The organism is Hallella multisaccharivorax DSM 17128, assembly GCF_000218235.1.
Lineage (GTDB): Bacteria > Bacteroidota > Bacteroidia > Bacteroidales > Bacteroidaceae > Prevotella > Prevotella multisaccharivorax.
This window is the reverse complement of sequence record NZ_GL945017.1, coordinates 682,561-701,394: the sequence shown is the minus strand read 5'-3', so window position 1 is coordinate 701,394 and position 18,834 is coordinate 682,561. Positions and strand designations below refer to the sequence as shown.

Sequence of the window (18,834 nt, the reverse complement as noted above, 5' to 3'; positions counted from 1 at the left end):
TGTTTAGTCTTTTACAGGTTCTATGGTGCAGCGGCCCAAGCCATGGTGACGGCCAAGGCCCATACGTTTTATCAACTTCATGGCATCTTGCATGTGAACTCCAAAGTCTGAGGGCAAGTCGTCAATCTCGCCATACAGCGTACAGGGTACCACGACTTGTATTTTCCGTAAGGAATGATCAAGGGCTATGCCGTCATCGCCAATGGCTGTAGAGGAGACAGAATCATAAAGCCCAGCCTTAAGGTCTTCCTCTTTGGAAAGAAGCGATCTGTCCAGTGCCGGTAATTCAGCATCTGAAAAGTGAGCCACACCTTTCACTGTGTTCTGCCCGTTCTCCCCGCTCTGCTCAACATAACCGAAAATCTCGTTGAGCTTGTCCTGCCCCAAACGGTTATATTTCGTCATCAGTATGCATGCATCCTTGAGAAGACCCTTGATCGTCCGGCCAGGAATGTATGGCAGCCCGTCGCGGTCTTTAATGATCAGTTCATCGACATCGGAACCGGCAGCCTGCCCGGAACCACAATGCCAATAGGTATGAAACTTTACTATATATTTCATTTTTTATCCTCCTGTGCTGTTCTATTTGTATCTTGATTTTCGATAGTGTAGATGGTCAGGACATCTGCTGCAGGCACGGTATTGACATACTTATGATGGTTAACCTCTTTGATAGTACCATTGGTGAGACTTTCAATCAATCCCGCATCCTCTTTATGGTATTGTATAAACCGAGTCAGATGCTGGTCTGCTCTGCCGTCATTGTCATGAAGAAAGGTAAGCCACTGGCGAATACCTGTACGTATGCCACGCTTGCCTTCGAGCTGATCAAGCAGCCCCGTCAGATCTTGCACTGTCATTGTATTTTCTGGATGCTTATCAATGTAATATGGTCCATATTGCAGTAGAGTATCAGGATTTGGCGTGAGTTCTCTCTTTATGATATCTTCATATGATGTTATAAAACTGTCCTGAACCTTATGAAACATCAGGCAGGAGAACTCCCGTTTTGAAGCTTTCTTTGCTGCAGAGCAGAGCTCTTCTGCAAGGTCATAAGCATAGTAGAATGGATAGGATGACTTCACGAATGCAATGCCTGCGCAAGCTGTCATGCCTTGACCGATAATGTCATGTGTGTAGTGCCCGAAGGCTTTAAGATAGGATTCCACATAAGCTATGGCAAGATCGCCGCGTATGATGACTGTCATGTCATCTCCACCGAGAACCACAGGACGGATAGGGATGCGCTGTTCTTCCTTGACATTCCCGCATACTACTTCATAGGCTTTCTTGGCAGACAGTGCTGTAGACTTATCTAATCCCCAAGAGAATTTCTTATATTCCTTCTCGTCCCTGCCTACTTTTTGAACAATCTTGCCCAGGCCGTTGCCGTCAGCATGTACTACTGCTATCCAGTCGTTTTGACTGGTCATATCTTCGATATTAAAACAAAGCTTGCTGAATGGTACGGAATGACTCTTATTCCCGTAAAAGCTCTTTCCGCATAGACTCTGCAGATCCTCTTTCTTGCTGCACAGATTCTTCCTGAAGGTAGCATCGTCAGCAGGTATCCTGTCCCCCTCCTTCACTATGTACTCCTGAGCTATCACCGGCAATCCTGTTTGCCGTGAGCGTTCTACTCCTAACAGGCCAACCGTCGTTGGTAAGGATGGCTTGTTGCGGGCTGTATGCAGCTTCTTCTCAAGCCCATCGACGGCTGTCTTGAAATCTCCTCTATCATAGGAGACGACTGCCTGACTAATCGTAATGCCCGGAGCTGAGGTCATTACTATCCGAGGAAAGTTGAGCACAGCGTATTCACAGTCTTCCCGATTGTCAAACTTATACTTTACGTTACCGGCTGCAGCAATGATCTGGTTTTCTTCCTTATACTTGTTGCCGAGCATCTCTGCAAACATTCTGGTGCAGATTTGCTCAACAAGCTCACTGGCACCGGCGATATCGCGAAGCTCGTTTGTCCGAAAGATAAAGCCTTGTATGCCTTGTACAGAGGCTCCATATAGGTATGTCATTGGCTAAAATATTTATAATTGTTTTTCGTTTTGATTCTTAATGGTTCCAAACCCCACACTCACATGTTTCCCAATTCCAATATTATCGGGTAGATAAGTGTTCGTGTGAAAAGTTACGTCGAAAGAGATTACGGGTACGTTCTTAAAACGGACTTCCTTGGGTGGTGAAAGCGAAGTAATGACCGTCTCTACTTTTTGGTCAAGATATATACCCAGCCCCTTGCACATAGAAAGAATGTTGCCTGTGAGTATGCGATTGAGCATAGCCACTTGCCTGCCCAAATCATCCAGGTGTATATATTGCTCATAGTTGTCTTGATTTAAAGGCAGCCATTCTGTGATTGAATAAGCATAATGTCTCTTGTCGTCAACAGCAATGTTATAATCTTGATGAAGGAGATCTTTCAATTGCAGTTTAATTCGTCTTTCACCAAGATGGATGTTGAAATTCGCGCTTTGAAAAAACTCCCATACAGTATCAGCACCTTCTCCTATACACATCATAGCAGCTCTTCCGTCTATTCTTTTGTATTGGATGAGTGGATATGCATAGCGCAGTTTATCGTTGACATGATTATGGAAAAGAACCAGTTTCTCATCCAGTGAATTGATAACCGCACCACGGAATAGAGGTATTTCTGAGGCACTTATCTTGTTTTGGAACTTTATCAAGAGTGTCTTGATTGTCATTATATGGTTTTAGATCTTAATATTCATTCTAATGCAAAGTTAACAAAAAAACACAAAGAGAGCAACATTATATACTTTTTTTGTAACTACTCCGTCTTTTTCTCATCGAACCAACCAAAGTGTGAAGTTAAAGAGTTATAAAGTCTTATTTATGGTTTTTCAGTTACGCCAGTTTCCGGCCAAAAGTACGAGCCTTCCATAGCCCCTTTTTTATTTTAAATGAATATCCGCAATCATCCAAATCAGTAGATTCTATGCTTAAAACTCGTCCTATAAGTGCATGCACAAAGTTCAAGCCTGTCGAACAGGTGAAATCCGAAATATCTTCGGTTAAACTTATAGCAGAACTCGTTGAGGTAAAGCTGCAGAAAGTCTCCCTTGATGTCATAATACGTGTCAAGAATACGTCTTCCTCTGGCTTCCATGTCCACGCTTGAGAGGATGCCATTTTTCACTGTCAGGCGTCTCCGTGGAGAAGAATCCTTCATCAAGTTCCACTTGGTCAAACAGCCTGTAGAGACTGTCACGCTTACCCATCACATCACGCAGCTTATGCATCATTTCCCACACGGGTTGGTAGCGTTTCCTTCCAAGCTGGCGCTGTACCTCCAAAGCAGATATGGCCCGCTTCGTACTTACTATCAGAAACATTGCCACAAACCAATCGAAAATCGGCAGATTACTGCCTTGCATCACTGTGCCGGAACGGAGGGTAACCTCATGACCGCAATCCATACATGTCCAAGACTTATGACTCGGATTCCAACAGAGGTGCAAACCGCCACATTCCGGACAATAAAGAGTATGGCATTCACGAAATTCCTTGAGAGCATGCTCGCAAGCTTCCTCATCAGGATAAACTTCATAGAAATCAGTCAAATTCATAATCATTCCTTTCCAATAGTCAAACATAAGCCCGCAATTTTTATACCAAGGATTGTCCAGGCAGTATAAACATTGCTAATTTGGAAGATTGCGGATATTCATTAAAAAAACAAGAGAAAGCTTGCGGGATAAAATATTTTTTTGATGTATCTTTGCAATTGAACCATTATCCATAACACAATAGTTTCAAGAATGGAAGCCTACAAACAGTATAACACAGTATTTGGACACTTTAGCTTGTCAAAGGTATCTTGTGTTTTGAAAGCTAAGTGTAAAGGGATTTGTGTGATTTTATATAATGTTTTGGGAGCTATTTTCCATTTTTTAAAAGTCAATGGTATTCTGAGGTCTTTTTGTGTAATTGGGTTTATTGCAATGGTGATAATCCCCAACAATTCACAAGCTCAGAACAAGAAAGTTATTGTGTTTGTAAAGGATTCCCTAATGTGTGGTATAGGGGCAGCTAATTGTTCGGTTGTGAATTTAAGTCAAAACAATATAGTGCTGTCAACTTGGAGCAAAGATGATGGAGAAATGGAGTTTATGTTGCCAAATGGCCATTATGAGATGAAAGTGTCGCATATGGGATTTATATCCAAAAACTTATTCTTCGAAATAAACAATGAGTCGGATAGCTTAAATTTAGGTACAATTATATTGAATATGGACACTGTACAGCTCGGAGAAGTTGTTGTGACCCAAAGGAGAATTGTTAGGAAGGGAGGCGTAATTTCTGTTACAGTGAAAGGTAGTCCATTGGAGAAAGTTGGTACATGCATGGATGTGCTGAAAGAGATCCCACGTGTGGTTATTCAAGGTGATGCTATTGCTGTGTTGGGGAAGGGCGTACCCGTCATTTTTATTAATGACCGGAGGCTAACAAATAAAGAAGAGTTGCAGAGCCTAAAGTCTACTGAAGTAAAAAAGGTTGAAGTTCTTTCCAATCCAGTTGGTCGTTATGGTGTTAATGCTTCATCGGCCATAATCATTACTACATCAATCCCAAGCAATGAGCTATTGGGATTCGATATAATGGATAAAATCGGTACAAAAGGAGCACCACAGAATCTACTTAACACCACGGGGTATTTTAATTCATCAAAATTTCAGGTAAAAATAGGAGTAACACATAATTACGTTGAAAAAAAATATAGAAAGCAGGAGACTTATAGCTATCTTGCGATGAATAACTCTATAAACAATACGTCTATTGGAAATCAAAATAATATGAGAAAGGATATAAATTTTCTTTCAGAATTAGGATATCGTTTTAACCAACATCATAGTGTAGATTTTTATGGTCATTTTACGCCTAAATTGCGAGTTAATGAAGGACTTATGGGTGAGCTTCAGCATAACGTTGATTCTAAGAGTAAAACCTATAGTTCTGATACTCGAACCAATTCAAAAAATTCGAATGTATTCCTTAATGGAGCATACCACTTTAGGGCAAACGAAGTAAAATTGGATGTTTCAGCAATGTACTTTCATACCAATAATTCATCCAATAGAACTTTGGTCACCGATGATGAAATAAGTAATTTCTTCTCTTCGAATTATGCAAATAATTGGAATCTAAAAACGGACTTAGAATACAAAATTTCAACTAAACTAAAATTTTTATCCGGCATAGAGTACGGTGTTACTCATAGGAATGGCCGTTATGCTTATTTGTCTAGTTTATCTAACAGTTCTGACTTGTTTAAACAAACACAAACTTCAGCATATGCGGGATTGCACTACATTGTCAATGAAAGATGGTCTTTTCAGGCAGAAATGGGGTTAGACAATACAGATTTTAAATATTACCAGAACAATTCTCTCATAAAGGATCAGAGTCGTAGTTCTTTCTTGTTCCTTCCATCATTGTCAGTTCTATATGAAAAGGATGCTTTTTCTTTGGAAACCTCTTATAGAAAGACTGTCGATAGGCCAAGCTACGATCAACTTTCTGCAAATAATTTCATGACAAATAAATACCTAAGGTGGGACGGCAACCCTATGCTTAGAAACAGCTTTGCACACACGTTTGAAACAAATGTAGCATATGATTGGGCAAGCGTATCATTTTCGTATTCACAGGTTAAAGATGGTTATTTTGACGTAAGCTCATTATTGGAATCAGACGAACTTATTGTAAAAACCTCACCTGAGAACCTACCTAATTATAATCAATTTTATATCGGGTTGTTTTTAAACCCACAGATAAACAAATTAGGTGTAGTGGCTGATGTTGGTGTCCAATTTCAAGATCTCAAATATGGAGGTGTTTCATACGACAAACCTCTTGTAGAATATTCGTTGAGAGTAAACTATAACCTATCCAAGAGTATGACATTTCGTTGTGGCGTATCAGGACACATCAAGAATGGAAGTTACGCTACCGGAGAAACTAAGGGGTATAGCAATTTTGATTTACGACTCTCTAAAAGTTGGATAAACGAGCGACTTATAACCCAAATATACTTAACTGATATTTTTAACAATGCATATGAACGAATATTTCTAAATACAAATAATATCATCAGAAGAGATTACTCATCTGGAGGCACGAGAGGTGTTTTCTTTACGTTACAATATAGGTGGGGTAAAAACAAAAAAGGCAAAAGTCAGAATCTATCGAAAGAAATGATGAGACTGATGCCCGATTAACTAATATATATTAATTCTAAATCTTTATTTATGGCAAGCAAAAAGTTTGAAGTGGGATCAGAAATCCCTCAGAGCATGCAAGAGGTTCTTCTTGGTGGTCAAGGTGTTGAGAGAATTTCGATAACGATTTCTCTCGCAGCATCATCTAACTTATCTAGCGGAAAAGACAAGGATAGTGATGCTGAGGACGACACCAATCCAACTCCTGTTGAACCGGTTACACGTAATTTAGGCATTAGATTTTATTGTGTCTAAGAATAATAGGCATATTTTCTTAGAGATAAATCCTGTTGGTCAGTACTCTGCATATGGAATTTCATGTAATTATTACCTTGATAAAATTATTTCAGAACAGTTATGAAAACAGTCGAAGATGATAATATCCCCTTGTTCTTACGAAGCATTGAAAGTAAAGAAACTATCCAAGATATTGATGTAAGTGATAATGTTTATTGCTACTCAAAAAAGTATCAAGGCTACTGTATTTTTCAAAAGCCCAATAGATGGAAATCTGTCGCAATTTTTGGAAATAATAAGAAAGACTGATGTATTTGTTGATTTTTCCTGATATTATCATCACTCAAGGCGTAAATAGAACCATGATCTATGACACAAAAAAACCAGGTGTTTTTTTGTATATTCCTAATTTGCCATTTGATATTATTAATGCTATTAGAGAAAAGTCAGTAGAAGCGATAAGAAGGCGTTGTAATTCTTATGACTTGCAGTTATTTAATGATTTCTTGGAGTTTATTGTCAACAACAAATTTGGAACTTTTGTTGATGATATAACTTGCTTTCCAAGTATATCTGAAGAGTATTATTCTCCTTCTGATATAGAAATATTAGTAATTGATATTAACGATATTGAACATCGCTACTCTTATATTTTATCACAATTATATGGACTTTGCTGCCAACATCTTCAATTGAGATTCTTTTCTCCAGTAACAATTGATAGTATTCAAAAAGTTTTAGTTCAATTAATTTCATTTCCATGGCATTCAATAGAACTTCTTGTATCATATCCTCTATGGGAAAATCATGAGAAGATTACTGATTTTTTATATGAATATCCAATGGTTTCTGTTGTTGTATTTAATCAGCCGTATACACGTTTTTTCAATGTTAATTCTAAATACAAACATCAATCTATAAGTTCGGTTCTATATACGACGCAAAACTTTAAAAAGCCAACAGATTGCGGTGTGATAAACAAGGAAACGCTTAATTGTGTAAGTACCTTGCAATCCGTATTGCTGTCTAAGAAATACAACAGCTGTTTGTATAAAAAGATGTTTATTACTCAGGATGGGTATATTGCTAACTGCCCTTGTATTCCGAAATACTTTGGAAATATAGACAAGGATAACATTGATTTGGAAGCACTAATAAACAATAGTAGTTTCAAAGACATTTGGAATATTTCTAAAGACAAAATAAGAACGTGTTGTGATTGTGAATATAGATATTTTTGCAATGACTGTAGAGCTTTTGTGAACAATAATAGAGATAAACCAATAAAATGTAGTTACAATCCTTTTACGAATAATTGGGATGACTAACAAGAGGAAAAAGATAACTTTTAATGAATATCCGCAATCATCCAAATCAGTAAATCCGATGCTTGAAACTCGTTCTATAGGTGCATGCGCAAAGTTCAAGCCTGTCGAACAGGTGAAATCCGAAATATCTTCGATTGAACTTATAGCAGAACTCGTTGAGGTAGAGCTGCATAAAGTCCCCCTTGATGCCATGATACGTGTCAAGAATACGTCTTCCGTTGGCTTCCATGTCCACGCTTGAGAGGATGCCATTTTTCACTGTCAGGCGTCTCCGTAGAGAAGAATCCTTCATCAAGTTCCACTTGGTCAAATAGCCTGTAGAGGCTGTCACGCTTCTCCATCACGTCACGCGGCTTATGCATCATTTCCCAGACGGGTTGGTAGCGTTTCCTTCCAAGCTGGCGCTGTACCTCCAAGGCGGATATGACCCGCTTCGTACTTACTATCAGAAACATTGCCACGAACCAATCGAAAATCGGTAGATTGCTGCCTGGCATCACTGTGCCGGAACGGAGGGTAACCTCATGACCGCAATCCATACATGTCCAAGACTTATGACTCGGATTCCAACTGAGGTGCAAACCGCCACATTCCGGACAATAAAGAGTATGGCATTCACGAAATTCCTTGAGAACACGCTCACAGGTTTCCTCGTCCGGATAAGTCTTGTAGAAATCAGTCAGATTCATAGTAGTCAATCATACAGCTACAGAGTTTGCGCCAAGCACAATGATGGCAGTGAAAACTCTGTTACTTTGGATGATTGTGGACATTCACAAAAGTTATAAGTCCCAGTATAGGCGTTATTCCATGGGGTAAGCTTCTGAAGCCTTTTTTAGAGGCCTTCTTTCTCTTCTTTCGAAGAAGCGGAGTTTTCTTTGCTGCCGGCATCAGGACTATCAGGAAGCATCACTGTGGCATCGGCATCGAGGAAGAGCGAGTCGTCCATTTCAGCAAGCGACTTCTTCTTTTTGTTTTCCTGTGCGCCGGCTTTCAGGAGTTTTTTGGCAGCTGTGATAATGCTGGCGCCACTATCTGCGGTGGTGATCTTCAGCTTGGAAATTTTCTTGACCGTGTCGTTCATGCTTGCCTCCACATCCATGAAACGGACACCAAAGTCTTGCACGCGGTCGATGACCGTGTTGGCTGCATCCATCATGGCCTGTTGGTTTTTCAACTGTCGTACTTGTGTCCACATCATCTCCAAAACCCGAAGGTTCATGTACATGGTCTGTGGTCCGAGAATCATCACGCCTTGGTCATAGGCATTGCGCCAGAGCATGTCGTCGTTGAGCAAAGCCAAATTGAGCGCGCCCTCAATGGGTATGTACATGATGGCGAAGTTCAGCTTGTTGTAGCCAGCAGGCAAATATTTGGTGTACTCCTTCTTTGCCAACCGTTTGACTTGCGCTCGTACGCTGACGATGTGTGCTTTCAGATATGCAGCTTTCTCCGGGGTGCCATCCTCGGCGTTCATGTAGCGCTCGTAGTCAGTGAGTGACATCTTCGAGTCGACTACCACATGGCGGTTATTAGGGAAATGCAGGATGAAGTCAGGGATGAGACCTTTGCCGTCGTCACCCTTAGCTGTATGTCCGAGCTTGTCGCGCAGCGTCTCCTGTGTGTCAAACTGCTCACCCTCTTTCAGTTCCAGGTCTTCGAGGAGCTGTTTGAGCTTCAACTCTCCGAAATTGCCCTGTACCTTCACCTCGCCCGTCAAGGCGCGGGTCAGGCGGTCGGCAGTCTCGCCCAAGGCTGTGCTCTTCTGCATGTTGATCTTGATGGTTTCGTCGAGACGGGTCAAAGCCTCATTCTGCTGGGCTTTTGTCTTGTCGAATGCCTCACGCATGTCCTTGAGGCTCCGCTGCAGCGGGTCAATGATTTTCGAGACTTGTTCCTGATTTCTCTCGCCGAGCTCTTTTTGCCGCCGCTTGAGTATTTCTTCTGACGAGGTCTGCATCTGCTCTTTGATGAGCTTGAGCTGGCTGTCCACCTGCTCCTTGTTCATCTGTTTCAGGGCTTCTATCTGCTTCTCAGCACTGTCTTTGGCTTGTGCCAGTTGCTTCTCATAGGCATCCTTCAGCTCACGGATCTGCCGCTCGTAGGCTTGTTTTATATCGGTTTCCTGCTTCTGTTGGTGCTTCTCGGCCTCCTGTCTGCTGTCTGCAAGCTGCTTCTCAAAAGAAGCTTTCTGCGCAGACAGTAAAGCACTGTAATTGTCAGTCTGTGCTTTCTGCACATCCCGCTCGGAGGTCAGCGTCCTGATTTGATCCGTCTGACTGGAGATCGTATTCTCGCTTTCTTTGAGCTTAGCGGTAGCACCTGACAGTTGCACACGCAAATTAAAGGTCACTGCCACCATGCACACAATGACGGCAATGGCAAGAACTACTAAGATAACGGTCATATTGATTGATTGTTTTGCGGAAGTATTTGCATTATGTCATCCACGATTTGCTGGTCCTCGAGATGGTTTTCCTTCAGCAGTTCATTGACATCGTACCGGTCGTACAGTGCCTTTTTGATGCCAAAATTAAGGACTTGCATTTCTGAGGGTCCATAATGTCGGCAGATGCGCTCACCAAAGCCGCCGTCGAGACTTCCGTCCTCCAAGGTGACGACGAGGCTATGGTCGTTCAAAAGGCTGTCAAGCAGGCTTGTATCGATACCACTAAGCCACCGTGGATTGATGAGTGTCGCGTCGATGCCCTTATTGGCCAGCAGCTTGCAGACATGTCCACCTTTTTGGAAGAGGTTGCCTACGGCTATTACAGCCACTTGGCTGCCTCTGTGAGCCACCTTGAAACGGTTGATGTCACTGTAGTCGCTGTCCACTTCCTCCGTAGCATGACACACAGGCCCCTCCGGCACACGGATAGCTACGGAGTAACGGTCTTGCTGGATGGCCCAATCCTCCATGGCGATGAGCTCCTCATAGGTTGTGGGCGCGAGATAATGGAGATTAGGGATATGTGAGAGCATTGGAATGTCAAAGAAGCAGATATGCGTGAAATCGTTCATGCCATAGACCGTGGCCCCGAGGATATTAAACACCGCCGGATTGCCGTTGACTGCCAGGTCCTGCGCCAATTGGTCATAGGTACGCTGGAAGAACGTGGCGTAGTCACTGAACACAGGATGTGCACCTCGCTTGGCCAGACCGGAGGCTAAAGCCACAGCTTCTTCCTCAGCAATGCCTGTGTCTACAAACTGTTTTCCTGCAGCCTCGCGGCGTTCCCTGGTAAAGCCAAACGATGCCGGTGTGCCTGCCGTGATAAGTACAAGTTTTGGGTCTTGCTGTAGCTTCTTATAGAGCCAGTCACCTAACAGTTGGTCCATGCTTTTGCCTTTTGGCTCTTGCAAAGGCGTGCCATCGCTGATGTGGAACGGTACGCTCCAGTGCCATCGCTCTTTATTCACTGTAGCAGGCGTGTAGCCGTGACCTTTCTCCGTGTGGATGTGGACCACTACAGGGTGGTCGATGTCTTTCACCTCCTTGAAGGCGCTGATAAGTGCCGCGATATCGTTGCCCTGCGCTACATAATGATAGTCCAAGCCCATGGCGCGGAAGAAGTTAAGCTCTGCCTTGCCGTCGGTCTCACGCAAGAGCTTCAGGTTTTTGTACAGTCCGCCATGGTTCTCGGCAATACTCATCTCGTTGTCGTTGACTACGATAATGATGTTGGTGCCTAATTCTACGGCCGTATCGAGGCCCTCAAAAGCCTCTCCTCCCGAGAGCGAACCGTCGCCAATGACTGCGATTACATTCTCCTTGCTGCCCAAGAGGTCTCTGCCCTTCTGCAGTCCAGTGGACAAGGCAATGGAAGTAGAGGTGTGGCCAATCTCAAAGTTGTCGTATTCAGCGTTCTCTCTCGGTGATGAATAACCGGATATGGCATTCATATCAGCTACATTGAGAAAGCCATTTGCACGGCCTGTAAGCATCTTGTGGGGATAGCTCTGGTGGCTCACGTCGAAGACGAGTTTGTCTTCGGGCGCATTAAAGACATAGTGAAGGGCAATGGTCGCTTCGACAAATCCGAGATTGGGCCCCACATGGCCGCCATGATGGCTCACCCGATTGAGAATGCCCTGGCGAATCTCTGTGGCCAATGCCTGTAATTGACCGATACTAAATTTCTTGATATCTTTAGGGCTGTTGATGTTTTCTAAATACATATGTTCTATTGTTTGATGTTTACTTATATGCCTGTTCCTGTTGCAAATTTACAGGTTTTTCTCCTGTTTTACAAATGGATGGAAACCTTTCTATCATCAATTCTTCCTCAAAGTGTCAATAGAAAGAAATCCCTATTTCGCTCTTGATTAAAAACGAATCATCCACGAAGCCTCTTGACGGGCAACGTGGATGATTTGCTATGTTAGGGAAACAGGTCCTGGGTCATCATCCCACTTGGCTGCCAGGTTTCACCTGACCCAGTGTAGTGGTGACGCTGAGGGACCCGTCGAAGTTGAGAGCGGACAGAATCATTCCCTGACTCTCAATACCCATCATCTTGCGCGGCGCAAGGTTGGCGATAAAGAGCACGTCCTGTCCGATGAGATCCGCCGGCTTATAGAATTTGGCGATACCCGAAAGGATAGTGCGGTCGGTGCCGCTGCCATCGTCGATGGTGAACTGTAGGAGCTTGTTCGACTTTTTGACCTGTTGACAGTCCTTGATGTGTCCTACGCGGATGTCGAGCCTCTCCCATTCGTCGAAAGGCACATTGGTTTTGACGGGTTCTGCCTTGTAGTCCTTGTCGGCTTCTACATTGTAATCCTTGTCGGCTTCAGCCTTCTCATTGGCCTCCTTCGTAGCAGCGAGCTTGTCGAGCTGCTTCTGGATAGCCTCGTCTTCTATTTTTTCAAAGAGCAGATGCGGCTCACCGAGTTGGTGTCCGGCCTTGAGCAGGTCAGTACGACCGAGCTCAGACCAGTCGAAACTGTCCATCCCGATCATCTCACGCAAGTTGCGGCTGGAGAAAGGCAGGAAAGGCTCGAAGGCAATGGCCAGGTTAGCCACGAGTTGAAGAGAGATGTTGAGGATGGTCTCCACACGCTTGGGGTCGGTCTTCCATACTTTCCAGGGTTCACACTCGGTGATGTATTTATTGCCGATGCGCGCGAGATTCATCGCCTCTTTCTGTGCCTCACGGAAATGGAAGCCGTTGAGCAGCTGCTCTACCTTGTCCTTGACATCCTTGAATTCGTCAATGGCTTTTTGGTCAACCTCATTGAGCTCACCACATTTGGGCACCACTCCGTCCCAGTATTTCTTCGTGAGCTGTAGGGCTCGGTTGACGAAATTGCCGTAGATAGCCACCAGCTCAGAGTTGTTGCGCTCCTGGAAGTCCTTCCATGTGAAGTTATTATCCTTGGTCTCGGGGGCATTGGCCGTGAGCACATAGCGCAGCACGTCCTGTTTTCCGGGGAAATCTTTAAGGTATTCGTCGAGCCAGACAGCCCAGTTGCGCGACGTGGAGATTTTGTCGTTCTCTAAGTTAAGGAACTCATTGGCGGGCACATTGTCGGGCAGGATATAGTTGCCGTGAGCCTTGAGCATCGTCGGGAAGATGAGACAGTGGAACACGATGTTGTCCTTTCCGATGAAATGTACGAGACGCGTGTCGGGATCCTGCCACCATTGCTTCCACGATCCCCACTTCTCCGGCTTGGCATCGCAGAGCTCTTTCGTGTTGCTGATGTAGCCGATAGGTGCGTCAAACCACACGTAGAGCACCTTACCTTCGGCTCCCTCCACGGGCACGGGGATGCCCCAGTCGAGATCACGTGTCATGGCGCGCGGCTGCAGGTCCATGTCGAGCCACGACTTACACTGTCCGTAGACGTTGGGGCGCCACTCCTTGTGGCCATTGAGAATCCACTGTTTCAGCCAGTCCTGATATTGGTTCAGCGGCAGATACCAGTTCTTGGTCTTGCGAATCTCGGGCTTGACACCACTGATGGTGGAATGGGGATTGATGAGTTCCATAGGCGAGAGGTCACTGCCGCACTTCTCACACTGGTCGCCATAGGCATTGGGGTTGCCACAATGAGGACATGTACCCATGATGTAACGGTCAGCCAGAAACTGCTTGGCCTCGGGATCATAGTATTGCTCCGACTCTTTCTCCACAAGCTTGCCGTCGTCGTAGAGCTTGCGGAAGAAGTCAGATGCGAACTTATTGTGCACCTTCGACGTGGTGCGGCTGTAGATGTCGAACGAGATGCCAAACTCCTTGAATGAGTTCTTGATGATCTTGTGATAGCGATCGCATATGTCTTGCGGCGTGACGCCTTCTTTCTTTGCGCGAATGGTGATGGGCACGCCGTGCTCATCACTTCCGCCGATGAAGATGACGGGGTGCCTCTTCAGGCGCAGATAGCGCACATAGATATCCGCAGGCACATACACTCCGGCAAGATGGCCGATGTGTACACCCCCATTGGCATAGGGCAGAGCCGCAGTAACGGTGGTCCGCTTGAAATGTTTCTCTTCCATGTAGTTAAAATCCGTATGTTTTTTGCTGTGTGCAAAATTACAAAAAATATCAGTGATTGATTTTCTTTTCTGTAAGAAAATCCCAAATGCGGTCCAGATAAGTATAACTTCCCGTGCCGGCTGCAGCCTCGTACTGGAAACAATGCTTGCGCAGAGCCAGCGTGTGAAGCTCGCCCTGCATGCCTATGGCGCGCATCTTTTCCCAGCATTTCACCGCCCCCATGGCCGCATAGCCATCGGCGTCGCCATGAAGGAAGAGCGTTGGAGCGGTCTTGAGATCGAAGGAAAACTCCGGATTGATGACGTCACGATCATCGTTGCCTCCCGCCGCATTCTCTCCATTCGCTCCGTCGGAGAGCACGTAGGCCGGATTGTAATAGCCTCCGCCGCTGATCAGAATCATGCAGGAGCCGTTACGCAGGGCTTTGACCGGCGCGTCGAACCATTCAAGATAGGGCAGACGATGCTTGTCGGCATTGAAATCCTTTTGGCTGACCACGTCTCTCATGGCGGCGATCTGGTCTTTGCGAGCATCGGGCATCTGCCCCTTGGGTCATAAATATTCCTTCTCTACGGCTGAGAAAGACAAAGCGGTAAGCAGTACCGCCACAACAGCGGTTCGTTGAAGAAAATGATTCATATAGTAAGTTTATCTAAGTTAGTGAATGTCTAAGTCTTTTGCCTATTGCACTCTGCGCAGATGCCTTTGACCACATAGTTGCAGCTCTCGCGCGTAAAGCCGCGGGGCAGGCCGACGGATGGCACCGGCGTGTCGTATAGGCAGAAGATCCTGTGGCATTTCTCACAATAGAAATGCACGTGCAGGTCGTCGTCCTCATCATCATTTCCATGGCTGAGGCAGAGTTCATACCTGATGCCTCCCTCGCCGTCCTCGATGGAGTGGACAAGGTGATGGTCACGGAAGAGCGTCAGCGCGCGGAAGATGCCGCTCTTATCCACGCTGACCAAATGGCTTTCCAGCTCCATCAAGGTCGACGGATACTCCTCCGCAGCTAATGCCTTGACCACGAGGATGCGGTTACTTGTCGGCTTAATGCCGTGACTGCTCAGAAGATCAATGCTTGTTTTCTCATCCATTGTCTCAACATGCCTTTCATTGTTGCAAAATTACAAAAAACCGGCCAAACTAACAAATGCTTTTTCAGGAACAATTCTGTGGCATTGCCTCTACGCCGTAAAGGCAATGCGTCTACAGTGTAAAGGCAATGCGTCTACGCCGTAAAGGCATTGCGTCTACAGTGTAAAGGCAATGCGTCTACAGTGTAAAGGCAACGGTATTGGAAAATAATCGGTGAAAGAGTATGGAGGAATGAGATTTTGTTTGTATCTTTGTCGTGCCAGTCAACATAAATCAACAAGAACAGTTCATACAATATGCGAATCGATATTCCATCCTTCGAGATATGGCAACAGGAGCCGGGCGTAGCCGGTGTCTACAGGCAGATAGAGCGCGTGGGGCGCGTGTGCTACAAGAGTGAGGATCATACCACGGCCACTTCCGCGCAACCTTTTGTGGAACGGATGATCAAGAGCGAGCACTTTGCCATGCTTGAGCACGGTACCGTCTATCTGGTTTTCGATGAAAAAACAAGAGAGGAAGTTGGCCAAAGCAACAACAAATATTTTGACGTAGCGCCGTGGGTGTTCTATATGAACAACAAGTACTCTCAGGTGAACTTTGCCTTCAACAACTATTATGTCACGACCAATCTCCGCGTGCTGGCTGAGAACAACCGGCTCTACGACTTGCAGGCTTTCTGGAGCGAGCCGCTGGTCAGTCATCCCCACCGTGTGACCGTGCACTTCTCCACGCAGATTGCCATCACTCGTGAGTTCAACAGGCACCGTGCCGACTCCATGGCGGAGCAGTCGACACGCTATTGCAACTATTCGAAAGCGAAGTTCGGCAACGAAATCACCATCAATCTTCCGGTATGGATCAGGCAGGAGATGACCGGCTCGGAATGGGCCGGACAAGTGAAAGGCGGCTTGCTGACCGTCAGTGGCCAGCAGTTTATGGAGCTGGCCCGACAGGTGACCGACGGCTCGGCAACAGTGCTCGACAACTGGGTGTTTGCCAATCTCGCAGCGGAGAAGTCGTACATGAATCTCATCTCTGCCGGTCGCAAGCCTCAGGAGGCGCGCGTGGTGCTTCCCCTCGACACGGCGACGGAGCTGGTACATACCGCTTTTGTCTCAGACTGGAAGCATTTCTTTGATCTCCGGGCACTCGGCACCACGGGGCAGCCCCATCCTGATGCCAAGACGCTGGCCATGCCGTTGTTCGAGGAATTCAAAAAAAGAGGATGGGTGAACTAACCCCATCCTCCGTCATTTTCTATTTGGCAAAAAGGCTGATGGCATAGCCGCCACCCGCACCGGCATGTAGCTTGAGCACAGTTTTGCTCGTTACCGTGCGGTGGGTGATGACGTAATGCTGCTGATGGGCCTTGTAGCTTGCGTCCTTGCCATCGGCGTAAATCGTAGCTTCGTACTTGCGATTGGGGTCAAGGAAATCGAGCTTCAGTATCGAGTTATGTGGTGTCTCGCCAACCGTGCAGCCTACAAACCAGTTGTCGCTGCCCTTAGCTTTGCGCGCTATCGTGATGTATCTGCCCACCTCGGCCTCAAGGTAACGGCTCTCATCCCAGTCGACAGCCACATCCTTAATGAACTGGAAGGCATCGGCATAATGCCCGTAGTTCTCGGGCAGGTCGGCAGCCATCTGCAGCGGTGAGTACATCGTGACGTAGAGGGCAAGCTGGCGTGCCAGCGTGGAGTTGATGTGATGGTGCTTGCCTGGGTCTATTTTGTGCATGTCTCCCTCTAAGATTCCAGGGGTGTAGTCCATCGGACCACCCTGCAGACGGGTGAATGGCAGGACGGTGGTATGAAACGCCTTGTTGCCGGCAAACGATTCATACTCCGTCCCACGTGCGCTCTCGTTGCCGATGAGATTGGGGTAGGTGCGGCACAGGCCCGTCGGACGCGTTGCCTCGTGGGCATTGACCATGATATGGTGCTTGGCAGCCTCGGTGACACAATAGAGGTAGTGGTTGTTCATCCACTGTCCGTAGTGATGCTCGCCACGCGGAATGATATTGCCCACATAACCGCTCTTCACGGCATTGTAGCCGTATTTATCCATCAGGTCGTAGGCCACATGGAGATGTCGCTCGTAGTTACGCACGGATGAGGATGTCTCATGGTGCATCATCAGACGCACGCCCTTGGAATGGGCGTAGTCGTTGAGTGCCTCGATGTCGAAGTCGGGATAAGGCGTGACGAAGTCAAAAACGGAATCCTTACTGTGTCCGAACCAGTCCTCCCAGCCAATGTTCCATCCCTCAACCAGCACCTGGTCGAAGCCATTCTTGGCCGCGAAGTCGATATATTTTCTGACATTGGCGTTGTTGGCGGGATGGCGTCCGTTGGGCTTGACCTTGGTGTAGTCGGTTACACCAAGACGTACTGACGGCAGGTCGTTGGTGTAGGCCCATGGCTTTCCGCCGCCTATCATCTCCCACCAAACGCCGATGTATTTCACGGGCTTAATCCAGCTGGTGTCCTTGTATTTGCAAGGCTCATTGAGGTTGAGGATGAGGCGGGAGGCAAGGATCTTGCGCGCATCGTCGACCACCTGGATGGTGCGCCACGGTGTCTGACACGGTGTCTGCAAGTGTGCCATGTTACCCTGCGCGTCAGGGGTGAGCTGTGAGGTGAAGATGAGGTTCTTGTCGTCGAGGTTGAGGTGCATGCATGAATAGTCGACAAGGGCGGCCTCATGGATGTTGATATAGATGCCGTCGTCGGTCTTCATCTGCAACGCGGTCTGCACGCCTGTCGGCGAGAAAACGGTCTGTGAGGCGTTGCCGCTGACAGCTGACGGGAGGAGCTTGCGGATCTGAGAGAGGCGCGACTCGGTATAGTCGTATTCCTGTGTGTCATAGTCGCCGGGAATCCACCATGCCGTGTGGTCACCGGTCATGGCAAACTGAGTGTGCTCGGCCTTGACCACAAAATAGGGCAGGTATTTCTGCTGTGGAAACTCATAGCGAAACCCCACACCGTCGTTGTAGACACGAAAACGGAGGTTCATGAATCGGCCGCTGCCGGGCTTCTCCATCTCCACAAACATCTCATTGTAATGGTTGCGTATGTTACGCTCCTCACCCCAGACAGGATGCCATGTCTCATCAAAAGTGGATGTAGAGACTTTGTTAATGCGGAACTGGCCCATCAGCGAGTTCTCCTCTGCAAGTTCTATGCCGAGGGTGCTGGGCTTGATGACCGCCTTGCCTTTGAAGTTCACCTCATAGGTCGGCACACCGTCGCCTGTGAGGGAGAAGGTTACTTTGAGATTACCGTCGGGAGAGGTGACGGACTGTGCTCCTGAGGGCTGCGGACAGAGCGGACAGAGGAGAGCAAGTAGCAGGAGCATCACGATATTGATGTGTTTCTTCATGGTTCTATCATGCTATAA

General features: G+C 46.3%; 14 protein-coding genes and 2 pseudogenes. 5 read left to right on the top strand and 11 right to left on the bottom strand.

All coding sequences use genetic code 11. From position 1 onward, the window contains the following. Positions 1-3 precede the first annotated feature (3 nt). The 4 genes and pseudogenes from PREMU_RS03340 to PREMU_RS03325 form a co-directional block, all read right to left on the bottom strand. Positions 4-561, bottom strand: a complete 558-nt coding sequence (locus PREMU_RS03340; RefSeq protein WP_007573123.1) for an RAMP superfamily CRISPR-associated protein — start codon at positions 559-561, stop codon at positions 4-6. Then, on the bottom strand, positions 558-2,033 hold the full coding sequence (locus PREMU_RS03335) for a Cas10/Cmr2 second palm domain-containing protein (protein ID WP_007573121.1): 1,476 nt from the start codon (positions 2,031-2,033) through the stop codon (positions 558-560). Before PREMU_RS03335 ends, PREMU_RS03340 begins: the two co-directional genes overlap by 4 nt. 12 nt (positions 2,034-2,045) lie before the next feature. After that, on the bottom strand, positions 2,046-2,723 hold the full coding sequence (locus PREMU_RS03330) for a CRISPR-associated endonuclease Cas6 (RefSeq protein ID WP_007573120.1): 678 nt from the start codon (positions 2,721-2,723) through the stop codon (positions 2,046-2,048). Between the two features lie 242 nt (positions 2,724-2,965). Further along, positions 2,966-3,608: pseudogene (locus PREMU_RS03325) on the bottom strand (IS1595 family transposase). Positions 3,609-3,800: 192 nt separating this feature from the next. Here PREMU_RS03325 and PREMU_RS03320 point away from each other — a divergent pair. From PREMU_RS03320 to gwsS, 4 genes are all read left to right on the top strand, one after another. Continuing rightward, entirely contained in the window at positions 3,801-6,260 is a 2,460-nt protein-coding gene (locus tag PREMU_RS03320; protein WP_040557967.1) for a TonB-dependent receptor domain-containing protein, read from the top strand. Positions 6,261-6,290: 30 nt separating this feature from the next. Then, complete coding sequence (locus PREMU_RS03315; protein WP_007573118.1) at positions 6,291-6,515, top strand: hypothetical protein; 225 nt, start codon at positions 6,291-6,293, stop codon at positions 6,513-6,515. 102 nt (positions 6,516-6,617) lie between these two features. Continuing rightward, positions 6,618-6,806: a hypothetical protein gene (locus PREMU_RS03310; protein WP_040557966.1), complete on the top strand. Its 189-nt coding sequence runs from the start codon at positions 6,618-6,620 to the stop codon at positions 6,804-6,806. Then, positions 6,806-7,825: a grasp-with-spasm system SPASM domain peptide maturase gene (gene gwsS / locus PREMU_RS03305; protein WP_007573117.1), complete on the top strand. Its 1,020-nt coding sequence runs from the start codon at positions 6,806-6,808 to the stop codon at positions 7,823-7,825. The genes PREMU_RS03310 and gwsS overlap by 1 nt, the downstream gene beginning before the upstream one ends. A gap of 46 nt (positions 7,826-7,871) precedes the next feature. On the opposite strand, the pseudogene PREMU_RS03300 reads toward gwsS, so the two are convergent. From PREMU_RS03300 to PREMU_RS03275, 6 genes and pseudogenes are all read right to left on the bottom strand, one after another. After that, positions 7,872-8,514: pseudogene (locus tag PREMU_RS03300) on the bottom strand (IS1595 family transposase). Positions 8,515-8,660: 146 nt separating this feature from the next. Next, entirely contained in the window at positions 8,661-10,232 is a 1,572-nt protein-coding gene (locus PREMU_RS03295) for a DNA recombination protein RmuC (RefSeq protein ID WP_007573116.1), read from the bottom strand. Further along, positions 10,229-12,004 carry a 1-deoxy-D-xylulose-5-phosphate synthase gene (locus PREMU_RS03290; RefSeq protein ID WP_007573115.1) on the bottom strand — a complete coding sequence of 592 codons (1,776 nt, stop codon included), beginning with the start codon at positions 12,002-12,004 and terminating at the stop codon, positions 10,229-10,231. The genes PREMU_RS03295 and PREMU_RS03290 overlap by 4 nt, the downstream gene beginning before the upstream one ends. Before the next feature lie 226 nt (positions 12,005-12,230). Next, positions 12,231-14,330, bottom strand: a complete 2,100-nt coding sequence (metG, locus tag PREMU_RS03285; RefSeq protein ID WP_007573114.1) for a methionine--tRNA ligase — start codon at positions 14,328-14,330, stop codon at positions 12,231-12,233. A gap of 49 nt (positions 14,331-14,379) precedes the next feature. Then, positions 14,380-14,871: an alpha/beta hydrolase gene (locus PREMU_RS03280; protein ID WP_007573113.1), complete on the bottom strand. Its 492-nt coding sequence runs from the start codon at positions 14,869-14,871 to the stop codon at positions 14,380-14,382. 128 nt (positions 14,872-14,999) lie between these two features. Then, positions 15,000-15,428 carry a Fur family transcriptional regulator gene (locus PREMU_RS03275; RefSeq protein WP_007573110.1) on the bottom strand — a complete coding sequence of 143 codons (429 nt, stop codon included), beginning with the start codon at positions 15,426-15,428 and terminating at the stop codon, positions 15,000-15,002. A 297-nt stretch (positions 15,429-15,725) separates the two neighbouring features. On the opposite strand from PREMU_RS03275, the gene PREMU_RS03270 reads away from it, so the two are divergent. Beyond that, a complete protein-coding gene (locus PREMU_RS03270; RefSeq protein WP_007573108.1) occupies positions 15,726-16,670 on the top strand; it encodes an FAD-dependent thymidylate synthase in 945 nt (314 codons plus the stop codon). Between the two features lie 19 nt (positions 16,671-16,689). Here the strand turns inward: PREMU_RS03270 and PREMU_RS03265 are convergent, their stop codons facing one another. Further along, positions 16,690-18,816 (bottom strand): glycoside hydrolase family 97 protein, encoded by a 2,127-nt coding sequence (locus PREMU_RS03265; RefSeq protein WP_007573106.1) that lies wholly within the window; start codon positions 18,814-18,816, stop codon positions 16,690-16,692. Positions 18,817-18,834: the final 18 nt, after the last annotated feature.